The organism is Pantoea sp. MBD-2R (assembly GCF_039134845.1).
In the GTDB taxonomy this organism is placed as follows: Bacteria; Pseudomonadota; Gammaproteobacteria; order Enterobacterales; family Enterobacteriaceae; genus Erwinia.
In genome coordinates this window covers 1,542,278-1,559,699 of record NZ_CP152417.1, presented here as the reverse complement: position 1 = coordinate 1,559,699, position 17,422 = coordinate 1,542,278, and the positions used below count along the sequence as shown (strand labels likewise).

Genomic DNA, 17,422 nt, shown 5'->3' with positions numbered 1-17,422 from the left:
GAATTGTTGACGGCAGTGGCAGGTGTCCAAATAACTCCAATGAGGGTAATAAATAATGATGAAGCGCAACATTCTGGCACTGGTTATCCCAGCACTTTTAGCCGCTGGTGCAGCCAATGCAGCAGAAATTTATAATAAAGACGGCAATAAGCTGGACCTCTATGGCAAAGCAGTTGGTCTGCATTACTTCTCTGATAATGACGGCAACGACGGCGACCAGAGTTATGTGCGCTTTGGTTTCAAAGGTGAAACCCAGATTAACGACCAGCTGACCGGTTACGGCCAGTGGGAATACAATGCTAACGCTTCTAATTCAGAAGGTTCAGACGCGCAGGACGGTAACAAAACGCGTCTGGGCTTCGCCGGTCTGAAATTCGCTGAATTTGGCTCTATTGACTACGGCCGTAACTACAGCCTGCTGTACGATCCAATGGGCTGGACCGATATGCTGCCAGAATTCGGTGGCGACTCTGCTTATACTGACCTGGGCGTCCTGGGCGGCCGTACTACCGGCGTTCTGACCTACCGTAACACCAACTTCTTCGGCCTGGTTGACGGCTGGGACTTCGCTGTACAGTACCAGGGCAAGAACGATCGTGATGATACCCGTCGTGCTAACGGCGACGGCTATGCGTTGTCTACCAGCTACACCTCTCCAATCGGTGTAGGCGTATCGGGTGCTTACGGTTCTTATGACCGTACTAATGCACAGGCAGCTGGTGTTCGTACCGCAGTGAACTCTAAAGATAGTGCTGATACCATTACTATTAACAACAGCGGCGCAGGCAAACGTGCTGAAGCATGGGCAACCGCGCTGAAATATGACGCTAACAGCGTTTACCTGGCGGCAATGTACGGCGAAACCCGTAACGCAACGCCAATCTCTTACAGCGGAACCTTCTCTGACGGCAGCGATGCGTCAATCGCATCGTTCGCTAACAAAGCGCAGAACATTGAATTAGTCGCTCAGTATCAGTTTGACTTCGGTCTGCGTCCATCCGTTGCCTACGTGCAGTCTAAAGGCAAGGATATTGAAGGCGTTGGCGATGCTGACCTGATCAAATACGTTGATGTGGGCGCAACCTACTACTTCAACAAAAACATGTCTACCTACGTTGACTATCAGATCAACCTGCTGGATGACAACAATCCACTGGGTCTGAACACCGACGACACCGTGGCAGTAGGTCTGGTTTACCAGTTCTAATTGCGGGCCTGAGGATTTATCCTCCGGCCAACACGAAAAACGGGGCTTCGGCCCCGTTTTTTTATCTCTGAAATAAATGTCGCTCGCCTGTCTGTCCTCAAAACTTCCTGCTATTAATCCACTTTTTCACGCAAACGGTTGGCAATTTTGTTACGGCGGCGGTAATCTGAAAACCCACTTCGTTTCAGATTAAGCTAACGGACTTCCATTATGTTTGAACGCATTGCAGCTGCTGCCGCAGATCCTATCCTTGGCCTTGCCGACCTTTTCCGCGCCGATGAACGCCCTAATAAAATCAATCTCGGCATTGGCGTGTATAAAGACGAAACCGGGCAAACCCCGGTGCTGACCAGCGTAAAAAAAGCCGAGCAGTACCTGCTGGAAAATGAAACGACTAAAAATTATCTGAGCATCGACGGCATCGCCGATTTTGGCAAATGTACTCAGGTGCTGCTGTTCGGTAAAGAGAATGCCATTCTGCAAGACAAGCGTGCACGTACTGCACAGACGCCTGGCGGTACGGGTGCTCTGCGTATTGCTGCCGATTTCATCGCCACCCAGACCAGCGCTAAACGCATCTGGGTCAGTAATCCAAGCTGGCCAAACCACAAAAACGTTTTTGCCGCTGCCGGTCTGGAAGTCGTTGAATATCAGTATTACGACGCCGCCGCTCATGGACTGGATTTTGACGGCATGCTGAACTCGCTGCGTGAAGCTAAAGCGGGTGACGTCGTGCTGTTTCACGGCTGCTGCCATAACCCAACCGGCATCGACCCTACTGCTGAGCAGTGGGCGCAGCTGGCTGAGCTGTCGCTGGCTAACGGCTGGCTACCGCTGTTCGATTTCGCCTACCAGGGCTTTGCCCGTGGGCTGGAAGAGGACGCTGAAGGCCTGCGCATTTTCGCGGCAAGTCATCAGGAACTGATCGTGGCCAGCTCTTATTCAAAAAACTTTGGTTTGTATAACGAGCGCGTGGGTGCTTTTACGCTGGTAGCCAGTGAAGCCAGCATTGCTGATACCGCTTTCAGCCAGGTCAAAGCCACCATCCGCGCCAACTATTCAAACCCACCGGCGCACGGTGCGGCCGTTGTCGCCACTATCCTCAGCAACGAGACGTTACGTACGCTCTGGGAGCAGGAGCTGACCGATATGCGTCAGCGCATTCACCGCATGCGTCAGCTGTTTGTTAATACGTTGCAGGAGAAAGGAGCTAAGGGCGATTTCAGCTTCATTATTAACCAAAACGGCATGTTCTCGTTCAGCGGGCTGAGCAAGGATCAGGTCATCAGATTACGTGAAGAATTTGGTGTGTATGCCGTTAATTCAGGCCGTGTGAATGTCGCAGGCATGACGCCAGATAATATGTCACCACTGTGCGAAGCCATCGTTGCCGTGCTGTAAATTGCGCGCAAAAAAAAGCCTGCTCAATGCAGGCTTTTTTATTTCATGCTGTCCCGTTACTGCAAAAAAGGATTCGCTATTCTTTCGCGGCCCAGCGTCGACATCGGACCGTGGCCCGGCAGGAACGTCACGTCATCTCCTAACGGGAGAAGTTTGTGTTTGATGGCATGAATCAGATCATCGTGGCTGCCCTGCGGGAAGTCGGTTCGTCCTACGCCGCCGTTAAAGATCACATCTCCTGATATCAAAATCCGCGAAGCGGGATCGAAAAAAACGATGTGTCCCGGCGTGTGTCCCGGGCAGAGCAGAACCTCAAAAGTGATATTTCCTGTCTGGACTTTTTCGCCCTCCTCCAGCCAGCGATCGGGCAATAGCGGAGCGCACTCAGGAAAGCCAAACATCTGGCTTTGCGCAGGCAGGTTTTCCAGCCAGAAAGCGTCAGCTTTATGTGGCCCAATAATCGGAACATTATAGAAAGCAGCCAGTTCTGCTGCTGCGCCAACATGGTCAAGATGGCCATGGGTCAACAAAATTTGAGTGACCGTCACGCCCTTTGCTTTCACGCTGGCCTGAATTTTTTCTGCATCACCGCCCGGATCGACGATTGCGGCCTGCAACGTTTCCGAACACCAGATTAACGAACAGTTCTGTGAGAATGCCGTTACCGGTATGATTTGATATTCCATAATGCTCCATTACCACCAGCCCACGGGCCGGAATTTCATCTTACCAGTGCCGCGCCGGCCCGGTATCAATATGCACAAAGTTACTGCTTGGGTAGTATCCTACACCCCCCGCTTTCATGGAAAGCGCCGCTTTGCGTACATTGCTCAGGGCGATGCCCTCGATATGAAAATCCATTGCCTGGCCCCGCGTATGATAACTGTGTTTTGCTACGCCAGAGCCGTGTGAACGGAGAGAATTATTGGTTGCCAGCGTGCGGTAGCCTGAAATCAGCTGCACTGGCTTGCGCGTATTCAGCATGGCCTGGAGCAGATAAAGCTGATCGAACAGGTGCGGATCGATGCTTTTGATCTGGTTGGCACGATAATCACGGAAAAAATGGTTTAGGCGCGTTAACTCGTCCTTGTCATAGCTTTTACCGTTAAAGAATTCCGTTTTGAGGTTTTCTCCGGTGTGCAAGTTATTCAGCGTTAAAACCCTTGGACGAGAGGTGGACAGCGAAGCGAACGCCTGTCCCGGAAGCAGCGACAAACCTAACGCGCAACCGCCCAGGGCCAGCAATTTGCGGCGATGAGAGTCGAATTTATCCATTAATCTGTATTACCCGGCTAAAATGTTCTGAAAGGGTGAAAATAGTCACCGTCCCGAACCTTAACTGGGTAAAAATGCTGCGTCAACCGACGAAGTGTGACGGGCACGGCATTTCCTAAAGTCCCTGCCGTGCCCGTTCCGATGCAGGACGCAATCGGAGAAAAGTAAAGCGTGAAGAATCAAAAACTAGAGTAACAGCTGGCCCGCCTTTGCTAACACCTGTGCGCCTGAACGCGCCGTCATGTCATAATTGTAAATATCTGTACGAAACTGCGTTTTACCATCGTCAGCGACCCAGGCGGTCAGGTAATAAAGGTTCACCGGGATGCGATGGCGAATAGAGACGTAGCGCGTGTCGCCCTCTTTCAGGGTGTTTGAAATACGTGAATCGTTCCAACCCGCATCCTGCAGCAGCAGATTTGCCAGATCGGAAGCCTTATTTACCCTCACGCATCCGGAACTGAGCGCCCGAATATCTTTCTGGAACAGATTATGATTTGGCGTGTCGTGCAGATAAATAGCGTCTGAACTTGGCATATTAAACTTGAAGCGGCCGAGCGAGTTGGTCGCGCCTGGCGCCTGGCGAACCCGGTAAGGGAAAGAGGCTGCCGAAACCATATGCCAGTCGATCATTGAAGGATCGATCACCTCTGCATCACTGCTCCAGCCAGAAAGCAGCGTATAGTTGTGCTTGAACAGATAAGCCGGATCCTGTTTGACCTTCGGAATGATATCCTGACGAACCAGTGAAGTCGGCACGTTCCACGGCGGATTCAGTACCACATTATTCAACGCACTGCGCATCAACGGCGTTTTTCGATCGGGACGGCCAACAATCACTCTTGATGCCAGAATCTGACTTCCGTTCAGATAATAGATCAACGAAAAGTTGGGAATATTAACCATAATCCCGTTGTGCATATCATCCGGCAGCAGCCGCAAGCGCTGGATATTCAGTGCCAGCAGCGAGGCCCGTAGCTGTGGCGAAACGTTCAGCCATTCCCGCGTACGTGGACCAATAGCGCCATCCGCTTCCAATCCCTGCCAGCGCTGGAAACGCTTCACGCCTTCCACCAGTTCAGCGGAATAGATCTGCCCCGGATTTGCAGGCAGAGCACTGCCGTTCACCTCTCCGGCAGGTTCAGGCGTGTTTGCCTGAGTGCTTTCCGCTACTGGCGCGGCAGAAGGGCTTACTACCGCATCCTCATCAACTACAGAAGCCGGTACCGCAGTCGTTGGCACCGCATCGTCATCAGGTTTAGGGGCGTCATTGCCCGGCGTCAGCATGTTGGTTCGCTGCAAAATTTCGCGTAAGGCAGGCATGTCGTCACTGATCTGACCGGGACGCAGCGTTTGACGGCTGGCGAGCTGCGGCCATGGCCGGTTATCAGCCAGCAGCTTTTTTAACGCCTGATGCATTAACGCATACTGGGGATGCTGCGGCACCAGCGAAGCGACAAATACGCTGGTTGCACCGTGCTGTACTGCCTGCTGCCATTGATTAATGATGGATAATGCAGGGACGTCCAGTTTGTAAGGGACGTTGCTGTAGAGCCAGGTTTCCCCTTTTGCTGGCACTGTCGAAACAAACTGCAGGTATCCCAGCATGGCATCTGACAACACCACATCGCGAGCAAGCCCGGTAACGGATGGGTCGGTTAGCAGCCTCACCCATTGGGTAAACTGCGGCTGAACGCCTGAGATAGCAACCTCGGCCAGCTGCTGCTGAAATTGCTGCACGGCTTCACGATCCTGCCACATAGGCTGCATATCATAAGCCGCATACAGTGGCGCGAGCGTTTTCAAATAAAATGGACGATAGCCGGTCGCAAATAACGCCTGTAACCGTGACTGGGCATGAGAAACAGAGACGATAGTGTTTACCGGCGCAGCATAGGAAGGCGTAGCCGCAACTGCCGGTAGCGTCTGTCCGAGTAACAGTGTCAGGCAACAGCCCGACCATAACCTTATAGCGTGTTTTGTCAGCAACATCCCTTGCCTCCTTAGCGTGTCGGAACAGACGATGACCATCTGTTGATTAGTCATTGTTAACAGTATAGAAAAGAAAACGGCACTTGCCGCGGTGCAGCAAATGCCGTGTAACAGATTAATCGCTGTGGCCGCTTTTTACTATCAATACTGCTGTAAAAACCGGACCATTTTTATCACAGAGTGAGCGGCTGCTCCTCTGACTCTTCCAGCGTATTTCTTGTTGCCGGTTCCGCCGCAAATCCACGCAATCCAACGACATGCACGTGCTCGGTATTATTAATCACCTTACGCACCAGCTTGTAGGTGGTGCCTTTTTCCGGACTGATATTTTCCGGCGCAGCAATGATTAACTGCATCTCAAGCCGATCGCAAAGTTCAAACAGCGTAGCGATAGATTTCGCATCCAGACGCGCGGCTTCATCGAGGAACAGCAGTCGGCAAGGAGAGATATCTTTGCCGCGCAGACGGCGAGACTCTTCTTCCCAGCTTTGCACCACCATCACCAGAATCGACATCCCGGTACCAATCGCTTCGCCCGTTGAAAGCGCCCCGCTTTCCGCACGCAGCCAGCCGTCTGAACCGCGATTAACCTCCACTTCCATTTCCAGATAGTTGCGATAATCCAGCAGTTCCTCGCCGATCGTTTGCGGCGTACGCTGCCCCATATCGATCTGCGGATTCAGACGCTGATAGAGCTTAGCCAGCGCCTCAGAGAAGGTCAGACGATTGCTGTTAAACAGGTCCTGATGCTGTTCGTGCTGTTCCGACAGCACGTCCAGCAGCGTTGAATGCGACTCCCTCACGTTTACGTTAAGACGTACGCTTTGCACCTGACCGAAGCTCACGCTTTGCAGGCCCTGGTTCAGCTGGCGAATCCGGTTCTGCTCGCGCTGAATCGTTTTGCGAATGATGTTGGCGGCGCTGCGTGAGCTGATGGCCAACGTTTTTTCACGCGCCGTGAGCTCCTCGCTCAGGCGGTTCAGCTCGATTTCCATCTGCTCGATCGCTTCGACCGGATCGTCGGTGCGAATAATATCCTGACGAATACGTTCACGCAGATGCTGGTAAACGGCAATGAAGAATTCAATTTTTCGTTCAGGACGCTTAGGATCTTCGGACATCCGCAGGATATCGCGCAGATGTTCGTTATCCGCAACCGCCAGGCGTAGCGCACCTAACGCCTTATCCGACATGGAACGGAGTTCATCACCGCCCAGATAAGCCAGCTCGCGGCGATGCAGACGACGTTCCACTCCATTGTCTTTCACCATGCGCAGCACTGCCACCCATCCGGCTTTGGCGTTCACCACCTGCTCACGGCTCTGATGGTAGTCGCGCTCTATGCGCTTCAGTTTTTTCTGCAGTGCATCCATTTCTGCTTCGCAGAAGGTCAGTTGCTTCTCCAGCTGATTGCGGCGGGCGCGGTTGTTAGTCAGCGAGGAGTAGAGTTCGTCGCGTCGCAGACGGGCACGTTCTTCGGCGCTGGCATCCGCCTGCACGCCGATATCCTGCATTTCCTGCTGCAACTCTTTCAGCATGTCGCGCTTGGCATCATACGAACTTTTCAGCGAGGCCAGCACCTGAGAATATTGCGTAAGCTGCGCCTGATGGCCTTTCAATCGTTCACGGGCACGGGCACGCTCCGATTCGGCCTGCTCAAGACGACGACGCAGTTTTTCATTCAGATCGCTGTTGCCGTCCAGCATTCCGGCAGAATCAACGTAGCTAAAGTGCGTGCGGCGCTGAACAACTTCGGTAATGGCGAATGCCTGCTGGCGCGCTTCGCGCTGGGTCTGCTGCGCCTGCTGATAGTCCATCTTCAGCTGTTCGTGCTGCTCGGGATCGCTCTGCAATACTGACAGTAAAGGCTCAAGTTTTGCCAGGTGAGCCGCATGCTGTTGCAGGAAACGTGCGGCTTCCTGTGCCTCATCCAGACGCTCGAGGATTTCATCGTAGCGATCCTGTAAGGTCTCATCCAGCAGCAGACTGATACGCGGCATCAGGCGGTTCAGCTGAGCCACGCCCTCTTTGGCCTGCTCAAACTGCTGACGCTGCTGCTGATTTTCACTTTCATGAGCGCTGAGGGCGCGCTCCAGCTCGTTACGGCGGCCGTTAAGCTGACGCATTTCCGCTTCAGGATCTGCCTCAAACGCCACGCCAAGATGGCTACCGATAAAGCGGCTGAACGATTGATGCAGTCGCTGCGTTTTTTGCACGTCAAAGGACAAGGTGGCATAACGCTCGGCCAGCGTTTCACGCTCCGCGTGCAGCAGTTCGAGCTGGTTTTCACGGGCAGCGCGGCCAAACAGCGGCACCTTTGGAAAACGTGAATAGCGCCACTGACGGTCGCCCGCCTTGACCACCACGGCCCGTTGCAGCTCTTCAACGTTGAAGACGCTGTCGTCAAAGGATTGCGGATCGCCTTCGATCAGGTAAAGATCTTCCGGGCACTCTTCCAGGCCATCCAGCTGCTCACGCACCAGCGAGAGATCGGGCACCACGATAGCGTGACGCGACGGACCGTAAAGCGCGGAGAAATAAGGCGCATCTTCAATCGTCACATCATCGTAGATTTCAGAAAGCAGCACGCCGCCAAACCGCTCAGCCAGGTTATTCAGGCGGCTGTCATCCGCACCGCCCGGCTGGCTCAGACGCTCAATCTGATTCTCGATCTCACGCTTACGCGCAGAGACTTCATCACGTTCAACGGTAGTTTCGCGTTCACGCTCCAGCAATTGCTGCATGAATTCAGTGACCTGCTGGCTGTTTTCCAGCGCCTGGCCCGTCTGTTCACTCAGCTGCGTTAGCGTTTCCTGCGCCGCCAGCCACTGTGGCGCCTGCCTGGTCAGGCGAGCGATACGGTCGCTGACCTGTTCCAGCTCCTGACGCATTGCCATCCGACGTTCGCCAGCGTCCGAGACGCTTTCCGTCAGTTGCTCAATTCGCGCTTCCAGCTCGTGCTGCAACGCTTCCAGTTCTTCCGGCTCATACTGCTGACCGTGACGCTTGCAGAACTCGTTCAGCAAACGCTCGGCTTCCTGCTGTTCACGCAGGCGCTGCTCCATTTCTGCCAGGCGCGAACGCAGCGATTGCAGCTGTTCAGCGTGATAGCGCTGGTTGCTGGCATCACGCAGCAATTCGCGCCCGGTTTGATACGCATCGCTGCGGCTGACCGATCCGCCAATGCGCGTGACCAAATCAAATGCCTGTTCAAACTGGCTGTGCGCGGCTTCTGCCACGCTCATCTTCTGCTCAAGCATCAGCAGCCGGTCGGTGGCCTCCTGCTCACGTGCCTGGAAGGTTTCCTGCCACTCATCTGCATTATCAATATTCAGATCGCGGATCTGACAAATTTCCTGCGCGCGTTTTAAGGCACCCAGCGCCTGTTGATACTGAATTGCACGGGTTTGCTGGACGTCCAGCGCCTGCTGATAATCCGCCAGCTGGCTTTTCAGCTCATCCACTTCCAGCTCGGCGGCTTCCGCACGGGCTTCATTGTCTTCCTGCACTTCTCGTGCTTCGGCCACGACCTCGTTTTGCTCTTCCAGACGATAGGTCAGCTCATCGATATCGCCTTCGTAGCGTTCGATTTTTTCCTGCTGACGCATTGCGGTTTGCACAAGATTGAGATGGTCGCTGGCGCTCTGGTAATCCGTTTCCAGATCGTTTTCCGCACCGTTATGCTCGGCCAGTTCGCGAGCCATCTCAATGTGACGATACTGCTCGCTCGCCAGCTGCTTACGGCTGCCGAACAGCTCGCTGCGTTGTTGGATGGCGCCATCGAGATGGATGCGTCGTTCATTGGCATGACGCATATAGTCGGCGGCCACATAGTTGGTCGCTTCGGTAATCAGATGCTTAAACAGATCGCGGTCGGACTGGGTGACGCGAATCGCTTCCAGCGTCATGCGGTTTTCACGCAGTGCGGCTTCCATGTCCTGGAACGCCTTGCGCACGCCGCCATTTTCCGGCAACAGGTAGTCACGCAGCGAGCGGGTGATGGCGCTGGAGATACCGCCGTAGAGCGACGCTTCAATCAGGCGGTAATATTTGCTGCGGTCAGAAGCCGTACGAAGGCGACGCGCGACGATGCCCAGATCGAACATCACCGAGTGATAATCGGCAATGGAGTTGTACTGTTTAAACTGCACGCTTTCCATCGCTTCGAACTTATCTTTCAGTTCGCTAAGCGGTAAAACACGCGCCTGACGCGCGTTGACCGTTTCAGTCAGCACTTCGGTCGGGTTGAGCGACATTGGCAGGCCATGGATACTGAAAGGCTTAATATCCACTTTGCGATCGCGGCCGGCAACCTGCTGTAACCGTACCCCAACGATAACGCGCTGATGAAGCGAGTTCACTACGTCAAGCGCGGCATAACAGACGCCCGGCCGTAATTTACCGTGCAGGCCTTTGTCACGCGAACCTGAGGTCGCGCCCGCTTCCGTGGTGTTACGGAAATGCAGCAGCGTCAGGTCTGGGATCAGTGCAGTAACAAACGCCGCCATGGTCGTGGATTTACCGGCACCGTTACCGCCAGAGAGCGTGGTCACCAGCTCGTCCAGATCGAAGGTGCGGGCAAAAAAACCGTTCCAGTTAACCAGCGTCAGGGAGCGAAACTTTCCGCGTTCAATCATTTACTCATTCTCCGCGTTATCGGACCCGTTGCTGTCCTCTTCGCTGTCATCTTGTAATGCACGCGCGCTTTCGGTCGGCATTGCTTCGCCGTCTCTGATCATGCGAAGCTGCGCTTCACGGACATCGTCGCCACTGCGGACATCGGCCCCAAAGCGGAAAACGGATTCCATAATGCGAAATTTACTGCTGTCATTACCCATAAACCACACCATGCCCAGACGGCGCAGGCGGCTTAGCGAGGCACGCATTTTTTCCTGTAGCTTCTGTCGATCGAGGTCAGAACCCGTTGAGCGCTGGTTCACCAGCTTCAGCAGTTTGTTTTCATCCGCCAGCGACAGCAGTTCGTCATACAGTTCCTGCTGGGTAAAAATCCCTTCATTGGCCAGGCGCTCAGGGCTGAGATAGAGGTAGCAGAGGATTTTTCCCACCATCATGTCCAGCTCGGAAAGCACCGAACGCGGGATCAGCGTGGTGGAACGCGGACGCAAATAGAAGAAACCTTCCGGCGCGCGGATCAGCTCCACGTTATAGCGGTGATAGAACTCTTCCAGGTACTCCTGGTAGTCCATCAAAAAGGCATGATTGTCTAATTCTTCAATGCCAATATGGCGACCGGCGCGAAGCTGACTGTCCAGCGCCGGAAAAATCGGATTAGCCAGCGCCATCGCCAGCTTAACCGGCATTACTTGTTCAATATTTATCGATGACATGCGCCTGTACCTTGGCTCCGTAATCATTAATGACCTGCCACTCTGCGGGCAGGCCGGAGAAATCTGCTTCGGCCACGCCTAAACGCACGGCCTGATCGACGACAATTCTTGCGACATCAAAATGACGCGCACGGGGATACTGGGCCAGATAGTCACGCATTACCATGCCCAGGTTGAGGGGTTTTTGCTGCGCCTTATAGATAGCCAGCGCCTCTTCAATCATGGCTGCCAGCTGTTCACGAATTTCATTAAATTCTTCGTATTCAAGCTCGGACGGCAGCTCGCCGGTGACTTCTTCATTACGCAGCGTCAGTTCTTCATCGCGCACGTCAAACAGGCGATCGGCGTTGGCATAAGTCAGCGCCCATGGATTATCGAAATAGTTTTGCACCGACTGACGCAGCCGCTGAGCGAACACGCGGTTTTTATCCATATCAATCGCGGTACGGATAAATTTATGCACGTGACGGTCATAGCCGATCCACAGGTCAATCGCCTGCTGGCCCCAGCTGATAATGCGGTCAAGTTTGTTTTGCAGATCGAACACCAGCTTGTCGATAAAGCCCAGGTCCGGGCTGTTCAGCGTGGCATCCTGAATGCGCAGCAGATTGGCCTGGAGCTTGTCGCCAGCCGCTTCAAGCGTATCCTGTAGCTCGCGCAGCGTACCTGACGTTTCGTTCAGCAACAGTTCACAGCTGGAGATCGCTGCACGCCAGTCTTTGTTTAAAAGCTGGGCGATATCGTCTTTCACCGCCTGCTGCTGCTCATCCATGATGCGCTGCGTGATATCGATGCTGTCGAAAATTTCCGCGACGGAATATTTCAATGGCGCAAAAACGTTACGATGCCAGTGAAAATCATCACCATCTTCATCGGCGGCATCGGCCGCGCGTTTGAGTTCACCGGCCACAATCGACAGCTGCATGGAAAGTCGCAACGTGGAGAATTCGCGCTGGCGGATGTAATAATCCGTAATGCCGATGGCCAGCGGCGTCAGTCGATAAATCGCATGACCTTCCGCATGTTCGCTGGTGAAACGGTTAAGTAAACGCTGACGTACCATATCGTTGATCGCGTTATTAGCACGAACGCCAACGGTTTCACTGGTCTGCTCAAAACCTTCACTGACATGGCGGAAAGCATCTGTCAGTTCGCCCTCGCTCATTTCGCCATCCATGCGCTCGCCGTTGAGGGTGGCTACTGCCAGCAAAAATGCCAGACGTTCGGTGGGCAACGAGACGGAAAAGTCATTTTTTCGCGCCCAGGCAACCAGTTCCGGTACTGTCTGGGAAAATTCACTCATGGTTCGTCCTGTTTATGGGCTTCCGCGCGGTAACGTGGATATAACGGCCCAAACTTAAAAAAGGTTCCTGACGGCAGAAGCGTTTTTCCAGCGCCAGAATTTCTTCGAATCTTTCGGTTTGCTTGTTTTTGTCACGCATGTAATCGTGAAAAACCCGCACGCCAGCTTTATTTTCAATTTCAAAGCCGGCCTCGTTTAACCAGCGATAAACCTGCTCCGGTTCTCGTGGATAGTCCGGCGACAGCGTTTTGCGTTTGCGCTTACGCAAATCGGCCTGCATATAGCCAAAATTGCCCAGCACCAGCGTCTGCATCATCAGTCCGTTGAGGTTATAAAACATCAGCGAAAGAACGCCGCCGGGTGCCAGCGTATTGTATAACGCAGCCAGTACGGCTTCAGGATCGGCGACCCATTCCAGCACAGCGTGAAACAATACCAGATCGACAGGCTGATCCAAATGTTGACCCACCTGTTGCGCGCTAATTTGTTTAAATTGCATGTGCTCGCTCACACCTTTTTCTTCGGCATTGAGGCGCGCGCGCTGTAGCATTTCTTCAGATAAATCGCAGAGCAAGACCTGGTGTCCGAGGCTGGCAAGGCCGCAGGCAATTTGCCCCTCGCCGCCACCAGCATCCAGTACCTTAAGGGGACCCGCAGGCAGAGTGGCTAAAATCGCTTCCAGCTCCTGCCAGACAATGGCCTGGCGGATGCGGCCTTTGGTGGTACCGTAGATATTCTGCGAAAATTTTTCCGCGATATCATCAAAGTTGCGGTCCTGCATAAAGGTCTCCGGGCTGGGCAAAAGGTGAATCCGGCGGCTATTTTGGCATACACTGGCGGAGAATGAACCTTTCCGTCACTGCTTCGCTCTCGGGTGGCGTTTTTTCGGACAAAAGGAACCCGTTTCCATGCTTTTTGCGTTAAAAAAAGTGACCGGTAGCCTGTTACTGCCCCTGCCCTTGCTGCTGATAGTGATGGCGAGTGGTCTTTTATTGCTCTGGTTCAGTCGCTGGCAGAAAACCGGCAAAATAATCCTTTCTTCCGCCTGGCTGTTATTGCTGCTCATCAGCCTGCAACCGATTGCCGACAGCATGCTTGCGCCGATTGAAAACCGCTATGCCACCTGGACGGATCGGCAAAAAGTCGATTATGTGGTGGTGCTGGGCGGCGGCTATACGTGGAATCCGAATTGGGCGCCGGGGTCAAATATGATCGGTAACAGCTTGCCGAGGTTGGTGGAAGGCATTCGCCTGTGGCGGGAAAATCCAGGTTCAAAAATGATTTTTACCGGCGCTGCGGCTCAGCGCAACCCGGTCAGTTCGGCAGACATTAGTGCGCGCGTAGCACAGTCGCTGGGCGTGCCAGACTCAGACATTATTACTCTTGATAAGCCACGCGATACGCGACAGGAAGCGAGGGAAGTGGCTCACGTTGTCGGCAATCGCCCTTTTCTGCTGGTGACATCGGCCTCGCATTTACCGCGCGCCATGATCTTCTTTCAGGCGCAAGGTTTGCATCCGCTGCCTGCACCGGCTAACCAGCTGGCGATTACCTCGCCGCTTAACTTCTGGGAGAAAGCGATCCCTTCCGCTATGTGGCTTAGCCACAGCGAACGCGCCATTTACGAGTCGCTGGGCCGCCTGTGGCAAAGCCTGACCGCACAAGAAGCCTCACTCTCCGAGCCAGGGGCCGATTGAGCGGGCAGCAACATCGAAGCGCTGCCGGTTAAACTGGCCGGTATGGAGCAAACGGTCAGTTTCATCCCACAGCGTGTAGAGCCAGCGGCGGGCAATAAAACCCTCATCAACGGGCGCCTGCTTGAGATAATGGAACAGCAGCGCCTCGCCCGCCCCCTCTTCACAAAGGCGGAAAAGATCGTATTCACGCGGAGCCCAAAGCATTGGGCCCGGGCTTACCATCGACAATAGCTGATCGCTCCAGGCTTCTTTTAGCATGCTGCGCAGGGTGACGTTACCGTGCACCAGCACACAAGGATCGTCAAAATCTTCAAACAGCGTGGCAAGATTTTGGCGGCAGCGAAACAGCAGGCGGTGATCGTCCATGGACAGCAGATCCGGACGCATAAAGCCCAGCGTCGACCACAAAACCTCAACCCGCTGCTTATACCATGTCGGCCAGTCGTTTTCCTGCGAGCTGTCCACGTTGCCGACCAGACCATGGCTGTCAATGCGGTGCCAGGCCAGCAACGCCTCGACTATCTGCTCCTGAAGCTGGAGCCAACGGCCGGGCGTCCGGGTTGGCGCTTCTACCGAAACGCCGCCCATTCTTTCAAGCAGCAATACCTCATGAACCGGCGGCTCCTGGCTGACCATCATACCGTATACCGTAGGCATGCGGATGGTGCTGTCGCGAGCCAGCATTGAAAGCTTGTAGGCTTCCTGCGAAGCGATCCCTTTGATATTAAAATATTTTGCTACCAGCGGCAGCGAATGGCCGTGGCGGTCATAAAGCGAGTAAAGACTGGCATAAGGTTGTTCACTGACACACTCAAGGCGGCTCAGCGTTTCGCCAAGCACCAGTGAAAGTTCCGAACGAAGTTGTTCCATCTTCTGCTCCTCTGTCGCACTCTGTTAAGCATGGACCCATTGACCCATTTTTACCCTGGCAGATCGCAAAGAGCAGAAAAAAAGGGCCAGCAGCGGCCCTTTAAAATTTACTTCATCGCGGTACGAACGCGGGCCAGATCTTCTGGCGTGTCGACGCCCACACTGGGGATCGCTTTGGCGACATCTACATGGATTTTTTCGCCGTACCACAGCACACGAAGCTGCTCCAGCAGCTCAATTTGCTCCAGCGGGCTAGGTTGCCAGCTTACGTAGCGACGAATAAAACCGGCTCGATAACCGTAAATACCAATGTGACGAAGAAAATGCTCGCCGATGGTTTCACGCGAGGCGGTAAAACGTTCGCGATCCCAGGGGATAGTGGCGCGCGAAAAATAGAGTGCATAACCTTTCGCATCCATCACTACCTTCACCGCGTTCGGATTGAAAGCTTCTTCAGCCGACTCGATGGGTACCGCCAGCGTGGCCATACCGGCTTCGCTTTTTGCCAAATTCTCAGCCACCTGGCGAATAATAACCGGCGGGATCATCGGCTCATCGCCCTGAACGTTAACAATTACCGTATCGTCGGCAAACTGATAGCGCTCAATCACTTCAGCCAGGCGCTCGGTTCCCGACTGATGATCGGCGCGGGTCATACAAACTTCCCCGCCTGCCGCTTCAACCGCTCGCGCTACTTCATCGTTATCGGTAGCGACAATGACGCGCTCGGCACCTGATTCAAGCGCTCGCTCCATCACGTGCACAACCATTGGCTTGCCATGAATATCTACCAACGGTTTTCCCGGCAAACGCGTGGAGGCGAAACGCGCAGGAATGATAGCGACAAAACTCATGGATGGCTCTCTTCCAGTGACAGCGAGCGCGCTTCTACTTCCAGCAGGACAGGAATGCCGTCACGAAACGGGTAAGCCAGACCGTCAGGTTTGCAAATAAGCTCCTGCTGATCTTTGTTGTAATACAGCTTGCCGTGACAAACCGGACAAGCAACGATTTCAAGTAAACGATGATCCATGATATCTCCGTGGTGGACCCGGTCAGACAGATTATTAGAATATCATAGCTCGACGCAGAGCAGTTAACCTCCCCGTCGCGGTTATAGCAACCAGCTTTTATGCCAGACGGTGGCAAGCTCAGGCGGCAGTCTGTTCAGCTCGACTTTTTCCGCCGCCTGCCAGCGTGCAAAACGAGAGATCGCCTGCTGCAAATCGTCCCGCAGCGACTGCGTTATTTTGACGCCCGGTTCCAGCCAGAGCTGTTTGATCAGCAGGACTTTTTCCTGTCGCAGCATTTTCGCGTCCAGTCGCCCTTTCAGTTCGCCACGGTGCAGGATCGGCAGAACAAAATAGCCATATTGCCGCTTCGCTGCTGGCGTGTAACATTCCAGACGATAGTCAAAGCCGAACAGCTCAAGCGCACGCCTGCGATCCCAGACAACAGGATCAAAGGGAGAAAGCACGGCCGTATGCGTGGCGGCCGGCAAGTTCTCAAGCAGGGGTAACAGCGAGGAATGTACATAGCCTTGCCCTAACTGTTCTATCTCAACGTCCACGACTTCCCCTGAAGCAAGCCATTCTGCTAGCGTTTCTTTAACCGGTGCGCGCTTAAGACGATAATAGTCCGGTAGCCAGCCGGCACGGAATACGCCAAGACTTGCCGCACTGTTGCGCAGCAGCTGCTGCACCGCTTCCGATTCCGCCACCGCATGAACCGCATCATCCCAGTCAGGTAAAACCCGTTGACGAAGATCGTAAACCCGCTGGAAGTTACGCCGTTCTGTCACCATTAATTCCCCCGCGCTAAACAAATTTTCCAGATGCCGCTTATGGGGTTTCCAGGCCCACCAGCCCGGTTTCTGGCCGGGTGGCGCGGCGAAATCCGCTGCTCTAACCGGGCCTTTTTCACGGATATAGTCAATCAGTTGCGCAATTTCCTGCTGCCAGGTGTTTACCCATTCACTGTTATATTTCCAGCCAAGATGCTGTGGGTTAAGCATACGATGCCGCAGCAGCGGGTAGTCTTCCGCAGGAATAAAACAGGCTTCGTGCGCCCAGTACTCAAACAGTTTTCCCTGACTCAGCGCGTCGCCCAGCCATTGCTGCGGATAATCGCCAAGACGGCTGAACAGCACCAGATAAGGGCTGCGGGCAACAACGTGAATTGTGTCGATTTGCAATAAAGCGATCTGGCGGATGGTGCGGGTAATATCAGCAAATTGTGCTTTACGCCTGGCCGGACGCAACAGGCCCTGAGCCGCCAGATGAAGGTGACGAGCCTGCTTTAGCGAAAGGCAAAGAGAGGTCATAATGCA

General features: G+C 54.0%; 14 protein-coding genes. 3 read left to right on the top strand and 11 right to left on the bottom strand.

Annotated features, from left to right (window positions below):
• Positions 1-55 precede the first annotated feature (55 nt).
• Positions 56-1,207 (top strand): porin OmpF, encoded by a 1,152-nt coding sequence (ompF, locus tag AAGQ96_RS07205; RefSeq protein WP_305790947.1) that lies wholly within the window; start codon positions 56-58, stop codon positions 1,205-1,207.
• A gap of 210 nt (positions 1,208-1,417) precedes the next feature.
• The gene (locus AAGQ96_RS07200; protein ID WP_342755160.1) at positions 1,418-2,608 is read left to right on the top strand and encodes an amino acid aminotransferase; all 1,191 of its coding nucleotides are present in this window, start codon (positions 1,418-1,420) and stop codon (positions 2,606-2,608) included.
• Positions 2,609-2,664: 56 nt separating this feature from the next.
• On the opposite strand, the gene AAGQ96_RS07195 is transcribed toward AAGQ96_RS07200, so the two are convergent.
• From AAGQ96_RS07195 to cmoM, 7 genes are all read right to left on the bottom strand, one after another.
• A complete protein-coding gene (locus AAGQ96_RS07195) occupies positions 2,665-3,294 on the bottom strand; it encodes an MBL fold metallo-hydrolase (protein WP_342755159.1) in 630 nt (209 codons plus the stop codon).
• A 40-nt stretch (positions 3,295-3,334) separates the two neighbouring features.
• Positions 3,335-3,883, bottom strand: coding sequence for a YcbK family protein (locus AAGQ96_RS07190; RefSeq protein WP_147196654.1), 549 nt, complete (start codon positions 3,881-3,883; stop codon positions 3,335-3,337).
• Positions 3,884-4,069: 186 nt separating this feature from the next.
• Entirely contained in the window at positions 4,070-5,875 is a 1,806-nt protein-coding gene (ldtD, locus tag AAGQ96_RS07185; protein ID WP_342755158.1) for a L,D-transpeptidase, read from the bottom strand.
• Positions 5,876-6,048: 173 nt separating this feature from the next.
• On the bottom strand, positions 6,049-10,512 hold the full coding sequence (gene mukB, locus AAGQ96_RS07180; protein ID WP_342755156.1) for a chromosome partition protein MukB: 4,464 nt from the start codon (positions 10,510-10,512) through the stop codon (positions 6,049-6,051).
• Positions 10,513-11,223: a chromosome partition protein MukE gene (gene mukE / locus AAGQ96_RS07175; RefSeq protein ID WP_147196647.1), complete on the bottom strand. Its 711-nt coding sequence runs from the start codon at positions 11,221-11,223 to the stop codon at positions 10,513-10,515.
• Positions 11,204-12,526, bottom strand: coding sequence for a chromosome partition protein MukF (gene mukF, locus AAGQ96_RS07170; RefSeq protein WP_147196645.1), 1,323 nt, complete (start codon positions 12,524-12,526; stop codon positions 11,204-11,206). Before mukF ends, mukE begins: the two co-directional genes overlap by 20 nt.
• Entirely contained in the window at positions 12,519-13,307 is a 789-nt protein-coding gene (cmoM, locus tag AAGQ96_RS07165; RefSeq protein ID WP_342755155.1) for a tRNA uridine 5-oxyacetic acid(34) methyltransferase CmoM, read from the bottom strand. The genes mukF and cmoM overlap by 8 nt, the downstream gene beginning before the upstream one ends.
• A gap of 127 nt (positions 13,308-13,434) precedes the next feature.
• Between cmoM and elyC the strand changes: the two genes are divergently transcribed.
• The gene (gene elyC, locus AAGQ96_RS07160; RefSeq protein ID WP_342755154.1) at positions 13,435-14,223 is read left to right on the top strand and encodes an envelope biogenesis factor ElyC; all 789 of its coding nucleotides are present in this window, start codon (positions 13,435-13,437) and stop codon (positions 14,221-14,223) included.
• Here the strand turns inward: elyC and AAGQ96_RS07155 are convergent.
• The 4 genes from AAGQ96_RS07155 to AAGQ96_RS07140 form a co-directional block, all read right to left on the bottom strand.
• Positions 14,197-15,093 carry a YcbJ family phosphotransferase gene (locus AAGQ96_RS07155; protein WP_147196639.1) on the bottom strand — a complete coding sequence of 299 codons (897 nt, stop codon included), beginning with the start codon at positions 15,091-15,093 and terminating at the stop codon, positions 14,197-14,199. The genes elyC and AAGQ96_RS07155 overlap by 27 nt on opposite strands.
• Positions 15,094-15,200: 107 nt before the next feature.
• A complete protein-coding gene (gene kdsB, locus AAGQ96_RS07150; protein ID WP_342755153.1) occupies positions 15,201-15,947 on the bottom strand; it encodes a 3-deoxy-manno-octulosonate cytidylyltransferase in 747 nt (248 codons plus the stop codon).
• Positions 15,944-16,126 (bottom strand): Trm112 family protein, encoded by a 183-nt coding sequence (locus AAGQ96_RS07145; RefSeq protein WP_147196635.1) that lies wholly within the window; start codon positions 16,124-16,126, stop codon positions 15,944-15,946. The genes kdsB and AAGQ96_RS07145 overlap by 4 nt, the downstream gene beginning before the upstream one ends.
• An 81-nt stretch (positions 16,127-16,207) precedes the next feature.
• On the bottom strand, positions 16,208-17,416 hold the full coding sequence (locus tag AAGQ96_RS07140; protein WP_147196633.1) for a winged helix-turn-helix domain-containing protein: 1,209 nt from the start codon (positions 17,414-17,416) through the stop codon (positions 16,208-16,210).
• Between the last annotated feature and the right edge of the window lie 6 nt (positions 17,417-17,422).